The sequence below is a fragment of the Chryseobacterium turcicum genome, from assembly GCF_021010565.1.
GTDB lineage: Bacteria > Bacteroidota > Bacteroidia > Flavobacteriales > Weeksellaceae > Chryseobacterium > Chryseobacterium turcicum.
This window is the reverse complement of the sequence record NZ_JAJNAY010000001.1, coordinates 2655934-2672557: the sequence shown is the minus strand read 5'-3', so window position 1 is coordinate 2672557 and position 16624 is coordinate 2655934. Positions and strand designations below refer to the sequence as shown.

The following is a 16624-nucleotide window of genomic DNA, read 5'->3' as shown; positions in this document are numbered from 1 at the left end:
GGCAAGTCATTTTTTAATAAAAAATAAAGCTTATGCATCATCAATTGGAAAAACATTATGTCAACAGGGTTGGTTGGCTTCGTGCAGCCGTTTTAGGAGCAAATGACGGATTATTGTCTACCACAAGTATCGTAATTGGTATTGCTGCCGCAAGTCCCGACAGAAATACCATTATTCTTGCTGCACTTGCAGGAATGATCGCCGGAGCGATGTCTATGGCTGCAGGAGAATATGTTTCCGTAAGTTCACAGAAAGATACAGAAAAAGCTGATCTTTTGCGTGAGAAAAGAGAACTTGAAGAAATGCCGGAAGTAGAGGTAAGAGAATTAGCTAAAATCTATGAAAGACGCGGTGTCAGTAAAGAAACCGCTTTGAAAGTAGCTACTGAACTCACGACACACGATGCTTTGGCTGCTCATGCTCATGACGAGTTGGGAATCAATGAAATAACACAGGCAAAACCTTTGCAGGCTGCATTTGCATCATTCGGTTCGTTTGCTTTGGGCGCATTATTACCTTTTGCTATTTCGCTTTTGGCGCCAATTAAACAGATGGTTTATTTTCAATACGGATTTTCGATTATTTTTCTAATGATCTTAGGGGCTATTTCAGCAAAAACTGGCGGTTCAAAAATCGGAATTGCCGTTTTGAGAATCTGTTTCTGGGGAACGGTTGCTATGGGAATTACCGCTTTGATAGGGCATCTTTTCGGGGTGACAGTTTCATAAAATTTTCATCAAAATTATTGTTGTAAACCGAATGGTTTAACGCGTAAATGGATCAATACCAAAGGAATAGATTGAAAAACAATGCGGATGTAGTTTAATGTTTGCAAAAGCGAAACTCTGTTTACTAATTTTTTTGCAGAAGAAGAACTTTCACTTATTTTTTGAAAATCAATAATATTGGGTGCAAAGTACAAAATTGTCCAAGTCCGAACCATAAAATGAATAGCAAACAAGATCAGATGCCAGTTTCTTACGGAATCAATTTTCCAGCAAAAAACTATGGCAAGAATAAATACAATCTCGTGAAGGGAATGAAATATGATCCAAAAAAATTGAGATTTGATCCCTTGCTGTCCAATAAAAGTTTAAAATCAGTTTTCTGTCTAAAGTTAAAATCAGTTTCTCTTCTGGAAAATATTATTCTTCGGTATAAAAATGAATTACCCTATCATAGTTCCTAAAATTAATTGATTGCATAACAACCTTAGTATGAGTGTTTTGTTTATTAATATACATAGTGATTCTCTATATTATTCTGATTGAAATAATTTTATATTTTTTATTACCATCAATATTTTCAGTAGTAGAATTGCAAAAGATATCTTAGACTTACTTGAAAAATTTAAGATAGAAAATAAAGAATATGAAACTAAAGATTATATCTAATTATTTCCAAATTTTTTAGATCTGTAATAGAACTCAGTTTTTGTTCTAGTGATTTTAAAAATTAGCAATACGAACCAATTGTTCAATGTTGATTAATTGAATTTTGCGTCCCTCAATTTTGATAAGATTTTCCTGCTTAAAATCGTTGAGTATACGGGCTAAGGTTTCTCTTGCTGTCCCCACCATATTGGCCAGATCAATTCGGGATAGTGTGATAAAAACATTTTCTTTGGACTCGTTAGATGCATATTTATCATGAAGGATCAATAAGCTGAGAGCGGCCCGTTCTCTAACGGTTCTATGTGATAAGACCGCCATAAGGTTGGCCATAACACTAAACTCGTGACTAAGGGATTTTAATAAGAGTCTTGAAAAAACTGGTGACTGATTAAGGATATTTAAGAAATCATCTTTTGAAATAAATGAGATGACAGAATTTTCAAGGGTTAATGTGGTATCTCCATAAGTCTCATTACTCAAAATAGCAGAATATCCGAAAAATTCACCTGAACTGTAAATGTAAATGATTTGCTCTCTTCCATCATTATCTACCTTGTACTTCTTTATTTTACCTTCGTTTAAATAGTAAATACCGGTGGGTTTTGTGCCGTCTGTAAATATAGCTTCATGATTACGGTAGTTTTTACTTTTCATCGCAGTAATGAGTAAGTTTTTATCATACTCAGGAAGCTCATTAAAAAGATATTGATTATTAAAAATAAATTTTGAAACCATAATTTTTACTTCTTAGATATTGAAAAAGAACTCAAAATTTAACTTAAATCACATTTTAAGCCTACATAAATCACCAAGTTATCTTTCTAAACGGATTATTTTTGCAAAAGTAAGAAAATTGCTCTTGAAATGGGAAAGAAAGTCTTTTTAAGAGATGAACTGAATGTAATGAAGAGAAGTTAGAGATAAATTATTATATAACGAATTTTTAAGTATACTGGATAAATAAAAACATGTACTCTTCATATACATATTGATAAAGCTAAATTTTTTACCTTTTATTTATCCAGTTATTTTTTATTGAAAATAACAAATAATGAGTAATGTTTACGATAATATCCTTGGCCTAATAGGAAACACTCCTATGGTGAAGCTAAATACTGTTACAAAAGATATTCCTGCAACCGTTTATGCCAAGTTAGAATCATATAATCCTGGACATTCCACTAAAGATAGAATTGCACTTCATATTATAGAAAATGCTGAGAAAAAAGGCTTATTAAAAGAAGATTCTGTAGTTGTAGAAACTACTTCCGGAAATACCGGTTTTTCTATTGCAATGGTATGTATCATTAAGGGATATAAATGTATTCTTGCAGTAAGTGATAAAACAAAACCAGAAAAAATTGCTTATCTGAAAGCATTGGGTGCTGTGGTATATATATGCCCGGCCAATGTACCGGCGGATGATCCAAGATCATATTATGAAGTAGCTAAAAGAATCGCTCAGGAAACTCCTAATTCTATTTACATCAATCAATATTTTAACGAGCTTAATATTGATGCCCACTATCAGACTACAGGTCCCGAGATCTGGGAACAGACGGAAGGTAAGATCACTCACCTTTTTGCCTGCACCGGAACCGGAGGTACGCTGTCGGGTTCAGCCAAATATTTGAAAGAGAAAAATCCGGATATCAAGATCATCGGAGTAGATGCAGATGGCTCTATTCTAAAAAGCTATCATGAGACTGGAGAAATTCACAAAGAAGATGTACATCCTTATCAGATTGAGGGAATGGGAAAAAATTTAATTCCTTCCGCTCTTCTTTTTGATAAGATTGATGAGTTTGTAAGGGTAAATGATGAGATGTCTGCTTACAGAACCCGTGAAATTGCTTTGAAAGAAGCCATTATGGGAGGTTATACTACCGGAGCGGTTACTCAGGCATTAATACAATATGCACAGTCTCATGAATTCACTGAAAACGATATGGTCGTTTTAATATATCCGGATCATGGGTCAAGATACATTACCAAAGTGTACAGCGACAAATGGATGGAAGAACAAGGATTTGTCAACAACTGTGTTCACAATTACGATGAAGTTTTCCAACTATAATTAATTAAATAAAAGGAAAATCGTGTAACAGATATGGAAGTATCTATTGTAACAGTCGAAATAGGGTAGATATGTTTAGACATAGAGGAAAAAACAGAACTTATTTTCATAATATTAAATTAGCATCACTTCTTTCCTTTGTTGCAGGGACAGTCAATATTGTAGGGGTATTATCAATTAAGATATTAACTACAAACATTACAGGGCATTTTGCTTTTTTTTCGGAGGAAGTAGTGCTGAAGAATTATTATGATGCAGCGCTCTACCTTTTATTTATTGGATGTTTTTTTGGGGGAGCTTTCAGTTCCAGCCTTCTGGTAGAATTTGTATCCCGTTTCAGAAAATTCCAATCTCACTTTATTCCCTTATTAATAGAAATTTTTATTTTGGGTTTCATAGGACTATCTGCCGATTTTAAAATAATAATTAGTCCCAATATGGTTGCCTGCCTTTTACTTTTTGCAATGGGGCTACAGAATTCTTTAGTAACAAGAGTATCTCAGTCCGTTGTAAGAACAACACATTTAACAGGAATCTTTACTGACTTGGGGATAGAAATATCCAAGTTGTTTTTTTACGGAAATGCGATTTCGTATAGCCAGCTTAAAAAAAGCATTATGTTAAAAATTGTAATTGTACTATGTTTTTTTTCTGGAGGGGTAATAGGCGGTTTTACTTATGAAGTCTTTCATGTAAAAACATTATTGTTTTCTGTTGGAATACTTTTCTTTGTGATCTGGTATGATAGGTTATTATATAAATATTATGTATTGAAAAGAAAAATAAGATGAATTAATCCGTTTGCAAAAATTAAATGTATATTTCTGTGAAAGCTAGTTCTGGCTAATTTTCATATTGAAAGATGTTAATATATCAGTACTGGTTTCTGAGGTTTCAGCCGTATTGTTTATTCTATTATTGAGAGCTAATGATGCATCAAGAATTAGGGATTCAATTGTTGTATAAGCCGCAGAAATAAAAAGTTTTTTATTTTTACTTTGAAAGTTATAGAGTCGGTCTATCAAGGAATGTCTTATCATATCTTTGGTTGTATGAACATAAGGGAAAACAAAAATATTCCTTCTCGAATTAAAAAATAAGATCGAATATAGACAAGTAGAATTATTAGAATGGTGTTCATAGAAAAGCGAGGAAAAAGAGAACATATATATTTCCTGTCTTTTGTAATCACTAAATGAGAGTTTCTTATGCGGTCCTATAAACACAACGCTGTTTTCTTTTATGTAATAAGTTTGATCTTCAATAGCAATGATTAGGTCATCAAGTGTAAATAAAATACAAAAATATTCTAATGTATTAAAATCCGATTTTCCTTGTTTTTTTTTGATAATATAACTTAACGGATTAATACTGAATCCTGTTTTAGTAAGTTCTTTTTGTATATGTATCATCGATATTAATTCGATATTAAAATAATGAAAAATTTTTATTAAAGTAAGTTATTTTGATTACCCAAAAGTTTGACTTAAATCAAATTTTACGAAGAGATAGATCATAAAAATTTATTGATAAAGAGGTTACTTTTGCTCGAAAGTAAAAAACTGATCTTGAAATGAATCATTTAGAAAGTTTAAAGGAGGTTGGAATTCTATCCGCAAAAGAGATTTTTTGGAATCTATCAGAAGCACAGTTAATTTCACAGACCTTAAGGAAAGGGCAGGGTGTTATAACAGACTCAGGAGCATTGGCTTGTGATACCGGTGAGTTTACGGGACGTTCCCCAAAAGATAAATATGTAGTCTTAGATGATAAGACTCAAGATTCCGTTTGGTGGGGGGATATAAACCATTCTTTTTTGCCGGAAGATTTTGATAGATTATACAATCGTGTAGTGGAACACCTTTCACAAAGTGATCTTTATGTTAAAGATGTTTATGCGTGTGCAAAACCTGAATATCGCTTAAATATAAGGGTTATCACAGAAAACCCATGGCAAAGTTTATTTGCCAATAACTTGTTTTTAAGACTTAATGAAAAAGAGCTTGAATCATTTAAGCACGAATGGCTTATTCTTACTGCCCCAAGTTTCAAGGCTGTTCCGGAAACTGATAAGACCCGTCAGCATAACTTTACCATTATCAACCTCACAAAAAAAGTCATTCTTATTGGAGGAAGTGCTTATACGGGTGAAATTAAAAAAGGCATTTTTACGGTATTGAATTATATTCTTCCCCATGAGAAAGAGGTCCTATCTATGCACTGTTCTGCTAATATTGGCGAGAATGGAGATTCCTCCGTTTTTTTTGGACTTTCAGGAACGGGAAAAACTACACTTTCAGCAGATCCGTCCAGAAAATTAATTGGGGATGATGAGCATGGATGGGATGATGAGCATATTTTTAATTTTGAAGGGGGATGTTACGCTAAATGTGTGAATTTAAGCCAAGAGAAAGAACCACAAATTTTTTCGGCAATTCGTCAGGGTACTTTGCTTGAAAATGTACGTTTTTTTGAGGGAACTGATATTGTTAATTATGATGATACTTCCATAACTGAAAACACAAGAGCTGCTTATCCGATCGACTTTATAGATAACGCTATCCATCCTTCTGTTGGAGGTGTTCCCAATAATATCTTTTTTTTGACGTGCGATGCTTTTGGTGTATTGCCTCCGATTTCAAAATTAACAACGGGTCAGGCGATGTATCATTTTATTTCCGGATATACGGCAAAAGTAGCTGGAACTGAAGCGGGAATTACTGAACCACAGACCACGTTTTCAGCATGCTTCGGAAAACCTTTTCTTCCTCTTCATCCTACAAAATATGCTGAACTTTTAGGAAAAAAGCTCAATGAGAATAAAGTAAACGTGTGGCTTATTAACACAGGTTGGTCTGGAGGCTCTTACGGAGTAGGGGAACGTATAAAGTTGTCATACACGAGAGCTATGATCACTGCAGTATTAGAAAATAAATTAGAAAATGTTGATTTCATCAGTGATGATGTCTTTGGACTTCAAATGCCGGTACAGTGCGAAGGAGTTCCTTCTGAAATCCTGAATCCAAAAAATACTTGGACAGACTCTTCTCAATATGATCAAAAGGCTATCCATCTTGCTACTCAATTTATGGAGAATTTTAAAGAGTTTGAGTCTTTTGCTAATAATGAAATTATAGAGGGAGGTCCTGTCCAAAAAAAAATAAATAAATCAAAATAAAGAACGAATAGAAATGGAAATTCCTGAAAATCTTTTGTATACAGAAGACCATGAATGGGTGAAAATAGAAAATGATATGGCATATATTGGAATCACAGATTTTGCACAACATGAATTGGGTGATATTGTATATGTTGAAATCGAAACGCTTGGAGAAAAGTTACAGCAACATGAAGTATTTGGGACCGTTGAAGCAGTGAAAACAGTATCCGATCTTTTCTTGCCGATTGCCGGTGAAGTAGTTGAAATCAATCCGAAGTTGGAATCAAATCCTGAATTAGTCAATTCTGATCCTTATGGAGAAGGATGGATGATTAAAATGAAAGTCAATAATTTAGCAGATACTGAAGGACTTTTGACCACCGAGTCATACACTTTGTTAATAGGTTTATCATAGTATGGAAAGAGTAAAAATCAAGAAAACGCCATTTAATGCAGTCCATCATTTGTTAGGAGCGAAAATGGTTGACTTTGCAGGATATGAAATGCCCGTTCAATACAAAGGGATAAACCATGAACATGAAATTGTAAGAAATAAGGTGGGGGTATTTGATGTTTCTCATATGGGAGAAATTCTCATACAGGGAAAAGAGGCCTTGTCATTAATCCAGAAGATTACATCCAATGATGCTTCAAAACTTTTTCCGGGAAAGGTACAATACAGCTGTATGCCTAATGACACCGGAGGAATAATTGATGATCTTTTAGTGTATATGATCAGTCAGGACGATTATTTATTGGTCATCAATGCATCAAATACAGAAAAAGACTTAAGCTGGATCCAGGGACAGAATTCTTTTGATGCACAAGTTAGTAATATTTCGGATTCTATTTCATTACTAGCAGTTCAGGGACCCAAAGCAGAACAGGTCTTACAAAAATTGACAGATATCAATTTGAAAGACATGGAATATTATACGTTTACTATCGGTGAATTAGCGCATATTCCTAATGCTTTACTGTCTGCCACTGGATATACTGGGGCGGGAGGATTTGAAATATATGTGGAAAACAGATATGCAGCACACATATGGGAAGCTCTTTTTGAAGCTGGAAAAGAAGAAGGGATAGAACCCATCGGTTTAGGAGCCAGAGATACATTACGATTGGAAATGGGCTACTGTTTGTATGGGAATGATATTGATGATTATACTTCTCCTTTAGAAGCTGGACTAGGCTGGATTACTAAATTTAATAAAGACTTTGTTCATAGTGGATTCTTAAAAATTCAAAAAGAAAAAGGAGTATCCAAAAAGTTAGTAGGGTTTGAAATGGAAGATAAGGGAATTCCCCGTCATGGCTATGAAATTTTGAATGGGAATCATGAAATTATAGGAACCGTTACTTCCGGAACTATGTCACCGACCCTTAAAAAAGCGATTGGAATGGGATACATCTCCGTTGAAAATTCGGCTGTAGGAAATAAAATTTTTATTAATATTAGAAATAAACCAACTAAAGCAATAATTGTGGCTCTTCCATTTATTAATGTAAAATAGCTTACCTCTGATAATATCAATTTTTCAAATTGTTGGATCTTGCTTATTTTACTTGTGATTGGTAAAATAATTTCTTAATCTGTGAGGCATATAATTGAATGATAGAATGATTTTTGAATACCTTAAATTAAATATGGATATTGATGACAATACTTTTAATGAAATATATCCTGAACATATAAAAGCTTTGTCACAACGTCATTGGACTCCTGTTGCTGTTGCTAAGATGGCTGCTAAATATTTAGTTGATGATACCAATAGAAGAGTCTTGGATATTGGATCCGGAGCGGGTAAATTTTGTCTTGTAGGAGCAGCTTCTACAGATGGTATATTTTATGGAGTTGAGCAAAGAGCATCTCTAACTAAAATATCAAAAAAATTAGCCGATAAACACAATATAAATAATGTTGATTTTATTAATGTAAATATAAAAGAAGTCCCTTTTTTAGAATATGAAGCATTCTATTTTTTTAATTCTTTTTATGAAAATATAGATACTTCTTGCTCCATTGATGATACAATTATTCATGATAGAGATTTATACTACGATTATTCGTCGTATGTGAGGGAACAGCTTGACGCAACACCTATTGGAACGAGACTGGTTACTTATTGGAGTAAATGGGACGAAATTCCTAACAGTTTTACTTTAGTAGATACCGCTTGCAATAAGTTATTGAATTTTTGGGAAAAGATATTTTGAGAGGAAGATAAGGAATAGAAAAATTCTTCGGTAAACAAAGCCTTTTCTATAAATTGAAAAAAGAGAATGACAAATATTGAGAAACTTGATTTGTCAACAGAATACATAGGTCTGAATATTATGTATTTTTTTTTAGTATTACTGCAACCTTCTTGCAGTAATACTTTTTGGTGTCAATATACTTAAATGTACCAATCGTCAAAATAGATCTTCTTTTTCATAAATATTACTTACTATCTAATGTAGGTTTCGTTAAAAACTAATTTTGCCATAGTTAGTACATTGAGATATATAATTACCTAAAAAATCAGATACTATAAATTTGAGAATTAGAATGTTTTAAAATGAAAAAATGAACATCGTTCAAAAAATATTCATACATTTGCAGAAGAAATTCGATTATGAGTATTAGCGAAAGAAAAAAACAGGAAAAAGAAGCATTAAGATTATTAATTCTTAATGGAGCAAAAAAACTTTTTGTTGAAAAAGGGATCGATCAGACAACTATCAGAAATATTGCTGACGAAATTAATTATAGTGTTGGAACGGTTTACGTTTATTTCAAAGATAAAAATGCAATTCTTCACGACTTACACTCAATAGGTTTTAAGGAATTAGGAGGATATTTTAAAGAATTACTTTCGATAGAAGACCCGATGCAGAGAATTCGTAAAATGGGTACAATTTACATGAAATTTGCTTTGGAGAATTCTGAGATGTATGATTTGATGTTCAATTTACGAGCTCCGATGGAGTATCTTGAGAATACAGAAAATGACTTATGGTCAGAAGGAAAAGAAACCTTTGGATATGTTAAAAAAACAGTTGAAGAATGTATGTCTAAAGGTCATTTTAAAAATCATAATTCTGAAGCATTAGCTTTTATGATCTGGAGTTTGGTACACGGAATGTGCAGTCTGGAAATTCGTCAGAGAACAAAAGGTTTGAAATTCAGTAGTCCGGATACCATTATGTTTGAAGGATATAATGAATTTTTAATAATGATAGAAAAACTGTAAAGTTTTTTTTTGAATAAATTAATGAACAGTGTTCAAAATTTATCATAGTAAATTAGAAACGGAGATTTGTGCTGTAAGATAAGCTTTAAAACAGATTAAATATATAATAATAACTATAGACAGAAGATTTTTATTAAAAAGGGATCCCTCGCATTTTTTACGATTTCCGAACCTTCTGTCTTTTTTAATAGCATTGATATGGGATTATTAAGTAATGAAAAATTGTACGATACAATTATCGTAGGTGGTAGCTATGCAGGACTCTCTTCTGCATTGACACTCGGACGTTCTTTGAGAAATGTCTTAATTATTGACAGTGGAAATCCCTGCAATAAGCAAACCCCTCATTCGCAGAATTTCTTAACGAGAGACGGCATGCCTCCAGGAGAAATTGCGAAAATAGCTAAAGAAGAGGTTTCTAAATATCCTACCATCGAGTTTTACAATGGTTTCGCAGTCAATGGACGTAAAATATCTGAAGGTTTTTTAATCGAGACTTCAGATGGCAAATCATTTAAAGGTAAAAAACTAATTTTTGCTTCCGGAATTTTAGATATAATGCATGATATCAAAGGATTCGCAGAATGCTGGGGTATATCCGTTATACATTGCCCTTATTGTCACGGATATGAATTCAGGAACAAAAAAACAGCTATTTTAGGGGAAGGAGATCGTTTGGTACATTTTACTTCGTTAATTAAGAATTTGACCGATGATGTAACCTTAATTACATCAGGTAAAACTGTCAATAATGTTGATGATATTGCTACACTTAAGAAAAATGGCGTAAAAGTAATTGAGAAAAAAATTTCGGAAATAGAACATCATAATGGATATGTCACTAAGGTCATTTTTTCTGATGGAACAGCAGAAAGTTTTGAAGCAATGTATGCACCGGTACCATTCCGACAACATTGTAGCATTCCGAAGGAATTAGGATGTGAAATGACAGATACAGGTCTGATTAATATTGATTCCTTACAAAAAACAAGTGTGGATGGGATCTATGCAGTAGGTGATAACTCTAACCCATTAAGATCGGTTGCATTAGCAGTCTCGTCAGGAAATGTGGCGGGAGTCAGGGTGAATTCTGAGCTGTCAGCTGAAATGTTTTTGTAGATAAACAATTGACTTTCTCTAGCAATTTGATGTAATAAATATCTTTCTTATAGAAATAATAATGAGTAATCAAATATTGCTCTGTAATAAGCAAAAAGCTATTTTTTTATCTAAAAACTTGAACAATGTTCAAATATAAAACAATGTATAAATAAAATGAAAAAATTATCATTAATAGTTTTGTTTTGCCTCGGATTTTTCGGGTATTCCCAAAGCCATCTCGACCACTACATAGAAATTGGTCTGCAAAATAACGAAGTCATCAAACAGAAAAACTTCGACATCAACAAAAGTTTGTATGCTTTAAAAGAAGCACATTCTCTGTTTTCGCCAACAGTGGCTTTCGTCGGAAATTACACGATTGCAGACGGTGGTAGAACCATCGATATTCCAATCGGGGATATGCTGAATCCGGTGTACAGCACATTGAATCAAATCACCAACTCCAATGCTTTTCCTCAGTTGCAGAATCAGTCTGTTTTGATCAATCCCAATAATTTCTACGACGTAAAACTTCACACAACGATGCCTCTTTTGAATTACGAGATTATTTATAACAAAAAAATCAAGGCTCAACAAACCACGTTGCAAAAGATCGAATTAGAAATTTATCAGCGAGAATTGGTTAAGGAAATAAAAATTGCCTATTACAAATATTTACAGTCGGTGGAAGGCATTAGGATCTATGAAAATGCTTTGTCCATTGTTAAAGAAAATCAAAGAGTGAACAAATCGCTTTTCAAAAATGACAAGATCAACCGAACCGCTGTTTTACGAAGTGATAATGAAGTTATAAGAATTGAGGCGAATCTTGAAACTGCGAAAAATACCAGCAAAAATGCTAAAGCTTATTTCAACTTTCTTATAAATCAAAAACTGGATTCAGACATCGAGATTGATGAAAATATGGAATTGCCTGCCGAACTTCTTGCAGAAAATACCGCCAACAGAGAAGAATTGAAACAACTGGGTCGGGCTAAAGAGATCAACGAAAATGTTTATCAATTAACGAGATCCAATTGGTTTCCAAAATTAAGCGGTTTTGCAGATTTGGGAATACAGGATTTCGATTTTAAAGTAGATAAATCTTCCCGCTATTATTTCGCAGGTCTAAGCCTTGAATGGAACATTTTCTCAGGCAACAAGAACAAATATAAACTGAAGCAGGTTGATGAGGAGAGCAAAAAGATCAGTTCCCAGATCGACAATGTGAAACAGCAGTTGTTGCTACAGTTTCAGGTTTCGCAAAACAATTTAAGATCAGCTTTAGAGCAATACCAATCTGACAGTAAGCAAAAAGAAACTGCCAAAAAATACAACGGTGACGTCACCAAACTGTACAAAGAAGGGATGGCAATTTACATCGAATTACTGGATGCACAAAATCAGGTGGTTAATACACAACTTAACGCCAATATCTCATTGTATAACTCCTGGATTGCCTTTGCAGAGCTGGAAAGAGCCAATGCAACATTCAATTTTAACAAATAAACTTATGATAACTAATATGAATAAAACAATCACAATATCACTCCTTTCCCTTTTCCTGATCTCGTCCTGTAAAGAAGAGAAAAAAGAAGTAAAAACATTTGAAAATGCCGAGGTTATTGCTGTGAAAACTGCAACTGTTGGCTCTTTGGCATTGGCCGGAAACATCAGCGTGTCCGGTTTGGTAACGACAGAAAATGAAACGACCTATTCCTTCAAGATCGGTGGAGTAGTGAGCGGTGTTTTTGTGGAAGAAGGTCAGTTTTTTAGAAAAGGTCAACTTTTGGCGACTTTGGATGAAACGGAAATCCGTGCAGGTCTCAATCAATCTGATCTGAATGTTCAAAAAAACGAACGTGATTACAAACGGGCAACCAATTTATACAAAGACAGTGTGTACACTTTGGAGCAGGTTCAGAATACCAGAACGGGTCTAGACATTGCACGAAAGCAGAAAGATGCTGTTGCATTTAATGTAAAATACTCGAAAATCTATGCGAGTGCCGATGGTTTTGTTGCGCAAAAAGTTGCCAATAAAGGTGAGATCGTAGGTTTGGGCTCTCCGGTTTTGTTAATCAATGAAACTTCCCACAACAATAATTATTTACTAAAAGTTGGTTTAACGGATACGGAATGGGCATCCACGAAGATTGGACAGAAGGCAGTTGTCACACTGGATGGTTATCCTAATAAAAAGTTTGATGCCTTTGTTTTCAGAAAATCACAATCGGCAGATAGGGCGATCGGATCTTTTCAGGTAGAATTGAAACTGACGATGAATGACAGCAAACCTGCCGTAGGAATGTTCGGGAAAGCAGAAATCAAAACCGATCATTCCGAAGATTTTATCGTGATTCCTTACAATTCTCTGCTTGAAGCTGATGGAAACAAAGCCTTTGTCTATGTTGTTGAAAATACTAAGGTTAAAAAAAGACCTGTGACGATTGCCAAATTTGAAAATGATAAAGTATTCATTCAGGATGGACTTCAGAAAAGTGACAAAATCGTGATTTCCAACAGTGCCTATCTGAATGAACAGTCAACTATTAAAATCATTAAATAAGAACTGATGAAAATTACAAATTTTGCGGTAAAAAACTATCAGTTTACGTTGATCATATTTCTTCTCGTTGCAGTAGTCGGTTTCCTTACGCTCTTCACAATGCCCAGAGCAGAAGATCCCTCAACACATCCGCCACAATATCTGATCACAGTTATTTATCCCGGAACGAGCCCGAAAGATATGGAAGAACAGGTGGTGAAACCTATTGAAAATAAGATCTACGGATTGGAGAATATAGATAAGATTCTGACGACCGTTGAGGATGGTGTTGCCGCTTTTCAAGTGAAATTCAAATATGGAGTTGATGTTGACAACAAATATCAGGAAATTTCAACCGAGATGAATGCGTTGAAAAACAGTGAACTTCCGAAAGATATTTATCAGATCAAGACAGAGAAAATATCATCTTCTGATGTTAAAATTCTTCAGGTTGCTTTGGTTTCAGAAAATGCTTCTGAGAAAAAACTACACGATGAGGCAGATCAACTTAAATCCAAATTGGAGAAATTGACCAATCTAAAAAATGTGATCTATTCCGGAATTCCGGAACAGGAAATTAGAGTTGATTTAAAATTAGACAAACTCGCTCAACTGAGAATTCCATTGAATGTAGTGATGGGAAGTTTGCAGAGTGAAGCAGCCGATATTCCGGGTGGAAGCATCGATATGGATACCAAAGTTTTCAACGTGAAAACCAGCGGAAAATTTAAAAACGAAGAAGATGTTGCCAACACCGTAATTTATAATGCCAACGGAAAGATCGTCTATATGAAAGACGTTGCCGAGGTCGGTTACAAATCTCAGACGATGGATCATATCACAAGGATCAATGGACACCGTTGCGTTTTGCTTACTGCAGGAATGAAGGATAATGTAAATATCACGGATGTTCAAAAGCAGTTTTTGCCAATCATCGATGACTTCTCAAAAAGCCTTCCCGAAAATGTCAAATTGGTTAAAAACTTTGATCAAGCCAATATGGTTTCTCAGCGTTTGGGACATTTAGGTTTTGATTTCGGATTGGCTATTGTTTTGGTGATCATCACCTTATTACCGTTAGGTTCTCGTGCATCAATTATTGTAATGATCTCCATTCCGTTGTCATTGTCATTGGGGTTGATTGCGATGAACGCGTTAGGATTTTCATTAAATCAGCTAAGCATCGTTGGATTGGTGGTTGCTTTGGGATTATTGGTTGATGACAGTATCGTGGTCGTCGAAAATATTGAAAGATGGCTTCGTGAAGGGTATTCCAAAAAAGATGCGGTTCTGAAAGGTACCAAACAGATTGGAATGGCGGTTGTGGGCTGTACAGCGACATTGATCATTGCATTTTTACCATTGGCATTCCTTCCAGATGCAGCAGGTGAGTTTCTCAGAAGTCTTCCTATGGCGGTTATTACGAGTGTATTAGCTTCGATGTTGGTGGCACTTACATTAGTTCCTTTCTTAGGAAGTAAATTTTTGAAAACCCACGACCACGAGGGCGGAAATATTTTTCTTCAATATCTTCAAAAGTTTCTGACCAACAGCTATAAAGGAATTATGCCTAAAGCGTTGAAATATCCAAAAATTACCATCGGAATTTCATTGGGATTGAGTGTTTTGGCTTTTGGAATGTTCAGTTTTACCGGATTCAAATTGTTCCCGACCTCTGAAAAACCAATGTTTTTGATCAATATTAAAACGCCTCTTCAATCCAACATTTCGGAAAGCGATCGTGTGGCAAAAATTGTTGAGTCAGAACTGAAAAAACACAAGGAAATTACTTATTATACAACTAATGTCGGAAAGGGAAATCCACAGATCTATTACAACGTCCATCCACAGGACAGAAAATCAGATTTCGCTCAGATCTTTGTTCAGCTGGAGGACGAGGCAAAACCAGCAACAAAGACAGAATTGATCGAAATCTTGAGAGAGAAATTCAAGACAATGCCTTATGCCAAAGTAGAGGTAAAAGATTTTGAACAAGGAACACCTATTGAAGCGAATATCGTGGTGCGATTGTTCGGAGAAGATCCTGTTATTTTGAGACAACTGTCTTCACAGGTTGAAAATATTTTGAGAAAACAGGAAGGAACAGTTTATATCAACAATGAACTGAATATCTACAAAACCGATGTAAAAGTTAAAATTAATAAAGAAAAAGCGAGAACGCTGGGCGTGATGACCAGCGAAGTAGACAAAGTAATTCGTCTTGCTGTGGTAGGTTTGCCGATCGGAGATTATATTGATGACCGTGGCGATGCACGAACCGTGACTTTAACATTACCAAGAGAAAAATTTTCCAATCTGGATGCTTTGAAAAACTTGTATGTCAACAATGTTCAGGGAGCACCCGTCGCTTTGAACCAGATTGCGACCGTTTCTTTTGAAACCTCACCGACAGCAATCAATCATTTCAACAAATCACGATTTGCGAAAGTGACCGCAATGTCAGCCAAAGGCTATTATGCGAATGATCTTTTGGTGGATATTATTCCTCAATTGGATAAACTGAAAATGCCTGCAGGTTATTCTTACAAATTAGCAGGAGAAAAAGAATCGGAAGGAGATGCATTGGGCGGAAATTTTCTTTCCGTGATTATCTTAAGTACATTTTTATTTGTTGCAGTTTTGCTGCTTCAGTTTAAAACCTTCAAAGGAATCATCATCGTATTGTCAATCATTCCGTTGGGGATTTTAGGTGGTGTAATATTATTATTGATTGACGGAAGTCCGATGTCACTGGTTGCCATCATAGGATTTATTGGATTGTCTGGGATTCAGGTTAAAAACTCTCTGCTATTGGTAGATTTTACCAATCAGCTCAGACTGGAAGGAAAATCAATTGACGAAGCGATTGCTATTGCGGGAGAAACCCGTTTTCTTCCGGTAGTTTTAACGTCAATCACAGCGATTTGCGGTTTGATTCCTTTAGCATTAAACTCCAATCCATTAATTGCACCATTGGCTATCGTACTTATTGGAGGTTTAATCAGCTCAACGATTCTTTCAAGAATTGTGACACCTGTAATGTATAAACTGATTCCACCAAGTTTGGAAATTGAGAGCGAAGAAGAAAATTAGAATTAATCATTA

14 protein-coding genes are annotated in these 16624 nt (G+C 34.7%); 12 read left to right on the top strand and 2 right to left on the bottom strand.

Features of this window, described 5'->3' with window-relative positions; genetic code table 11:
- The first annotated feature begins 32 nt into the window (after positions 1 to 32).
- Positions 33 to 728: a VIT1/CCC1 transporter family protein gene (locus tag LO744_RS12255; protein ID WP_230669636.1), complete on the top strand. Its 696-nt coding sequence runs from the start codon at positions 33 to 35 to the stop codon at positions 726 to 728.
- Positions 729 to 1448: 720 nt separating this feature from the next.
- On the opposite strand, the gene LO744_RS12250 is transcribed toward LO744_RS12255, so the two are convergent.
- Positions 1449 to 2129 carry a Crp/Fnr family transcriptional regulator gene (locus tag LO744_RS12250; RefSeq protein ID WP_230669635.1) on the bottom strand — a complete coding sequence of 227 codons (681 nt, stop codon included), beginning with the start codon at positions 2127 to 2129 and terminating at the stop codon, positions 1449 to 1451.
- Between the two features lie 316 nt (positions 2130 to 2445).
- Here LO744_RS12250 and LO744_RS12245 point away from each other — a divergent pair, with 316 nt between their 5' ends.
- Together LO744_RS12245 and LO744_RS12240 are read left to right on the top strand one after the other, a co-directional pair.
- Positions 2446 to 3471 carry a PLP-dependent cysteine synthase family protein gene (locus LO744_RS12245; RefSeq protein ID WP_230669634.1) on the top strand — a complete coding sequence of 342 codons (1026 nt, stop codon included), beginning with the start codon at positions 2446 to 2448 and terminating at the stop codon, positions 3469 to 3471.
- A 71-nt stretch (positions 3472 to 3542) separates the two neighbouring features.
- A complete protein-coding gene (locus tag LO744_RS12240; RefSeq protein ID WP_230669633.1) occupies positions 3543 to 4262 on the top strand; it encodes a YoaK family protein in 720 nt (239 codons plus the stop codon).
- A 42-nt stretch (positions 4263 to 4304) separates the two neighbouring features.
- Here LO744_RS12240 and LO744_RS12235 read toward each other — a convergent pair whose 3' ends face one another.
- Complete coding sequence (locus LO744_RS12235) at positions 4305 to 4883, bottom strand: hypothetical protein (RefSeq protein ID WP_230669632.1); 579 nt, start codon at positions 4881 to 4883, stop codon at positions 4305 to 4307.
- A gap of 161 nt (positions 4884 to 5044) precedes the next feature.
- Between LO744_RS12235 and pckA the strand changes: the two genes are divergently transcribed.
- The 9 genes from pckA (at position 5045) to LO744_RS12190 (ending at position 16612) form a co-directional block, all read left to right on the top strand.
- Complete coding sequence (gene pckA / locus LO744_RS12230; RefSeq protein WP_230669631.1) at positions 5045 to 6649, top strand: phosphoenolpyruvate carboxykinase (ATP); 1605 nt, start codon at positions 5045 to 5047, stop codon at positions 6647 to 6649.
- A 13-nt stretch (positions 6650 to 6662) separates the two neighbouring features.
- Complete coding sequence (gene gcvH / locus LO744_RS12225) at positions 6663 to 7046, top strand: glycine cleavage system protein GcvH (protein ID WP_230669630.1); 384 nt, start codon at positions 6663 to 6665, stop codon at positions 7044 to 7046.
- A gap of 1 nt (position 7047) precedes the next feature.
- Positions 7048 to 8148, top strand: coding sequence for a glycine cleavage system aminomethyltransferase GcvT (gene gcvT, locus LO744_RS12220; RefSeq protein WP_230669629.1), 1101 nt, complete (start codon positions 7048 to 7050; stop codon positions 8146 to 8148).
- Positions 8149 to 8281: 133 nt separating this feature from the next.
- A complete protein-coding gene (locus LO744_RS12215) occupies positions 8282 to 8851 on the top strand; it encodes a class I SAM-dependent methyltransferase (RefSeq protein ID WP_230669628.1) in 570 nt (189 codons plus the stop codon).
- A gap of 401 nt (positions 8852 to 9252) precedes the next feature.
- Positions 9253 to 9870: a TetR/AcrR family transcriptional regulator gene (locus LO744_RS12210; RefSeq protein ID WP_230669627.1), complete on the top strand. Its 618-nt coding sequence runs from the start codon at positions 9253 to 9255 to the stop codon at positions 9868 to 9870.
- Between the two features lie 198 nt (positions 9871 to 10068).
- Positions 10069 to 10989 carry an NAD(P)/FAD-dependent oxidoreductase gene (locus LO744_RS12205; RefSeq protein WP_230669626.1) on the top strand — a complete coding sequence of 307 codons (921 nt, stop codon included), beginning with the start codon at positions 10069 to 10071 and terminating at the stop codon, positions 10987 to 10989.
- A gap of 156 nt (positions 10990 to 11145) precedes the next feature.
- Positions 11146 to 12480 (top strand): TolC family protein, encoded by a 1335-nt coding sequence (locus tag LO744_RS12200; RefSeq protein ID WP_230669625.1) that lies wholly within the window; start codon positions 11146 to 11148, stop codon positions 12478 to 12480.
- A 16-nt stretch (positions 12481 to 12496) separates the two neighbouring features.
- Positions 12497 to 13540 carry an efflux RND transporter periplasmic adaptor subunit gene (locus LO744_RS12195; RefSeq protein WP_230669624.1) on the top strand — a complete coding sequence of 348 codons (1044 nt, stop codon included), beginning with the start codon at positions 12497 to 12499 and terminating at the stop codon, positions 13538 to 13540.
- Positions 13541 to 13546: 6 nt separating this feature from the next.
- Complete coding sequence (locus LO744_RS12190; RefSeq protein WP_230669623.1) at positions 13547 to 16612, top strand: efflux RND transporter permease subunit; 3066 nt, start codon at positions 13547 to 13549, stop codon at positions 16610 to 16612.
- Positions 16613 to 16624 lie beyond the last annotated feature (12 nt).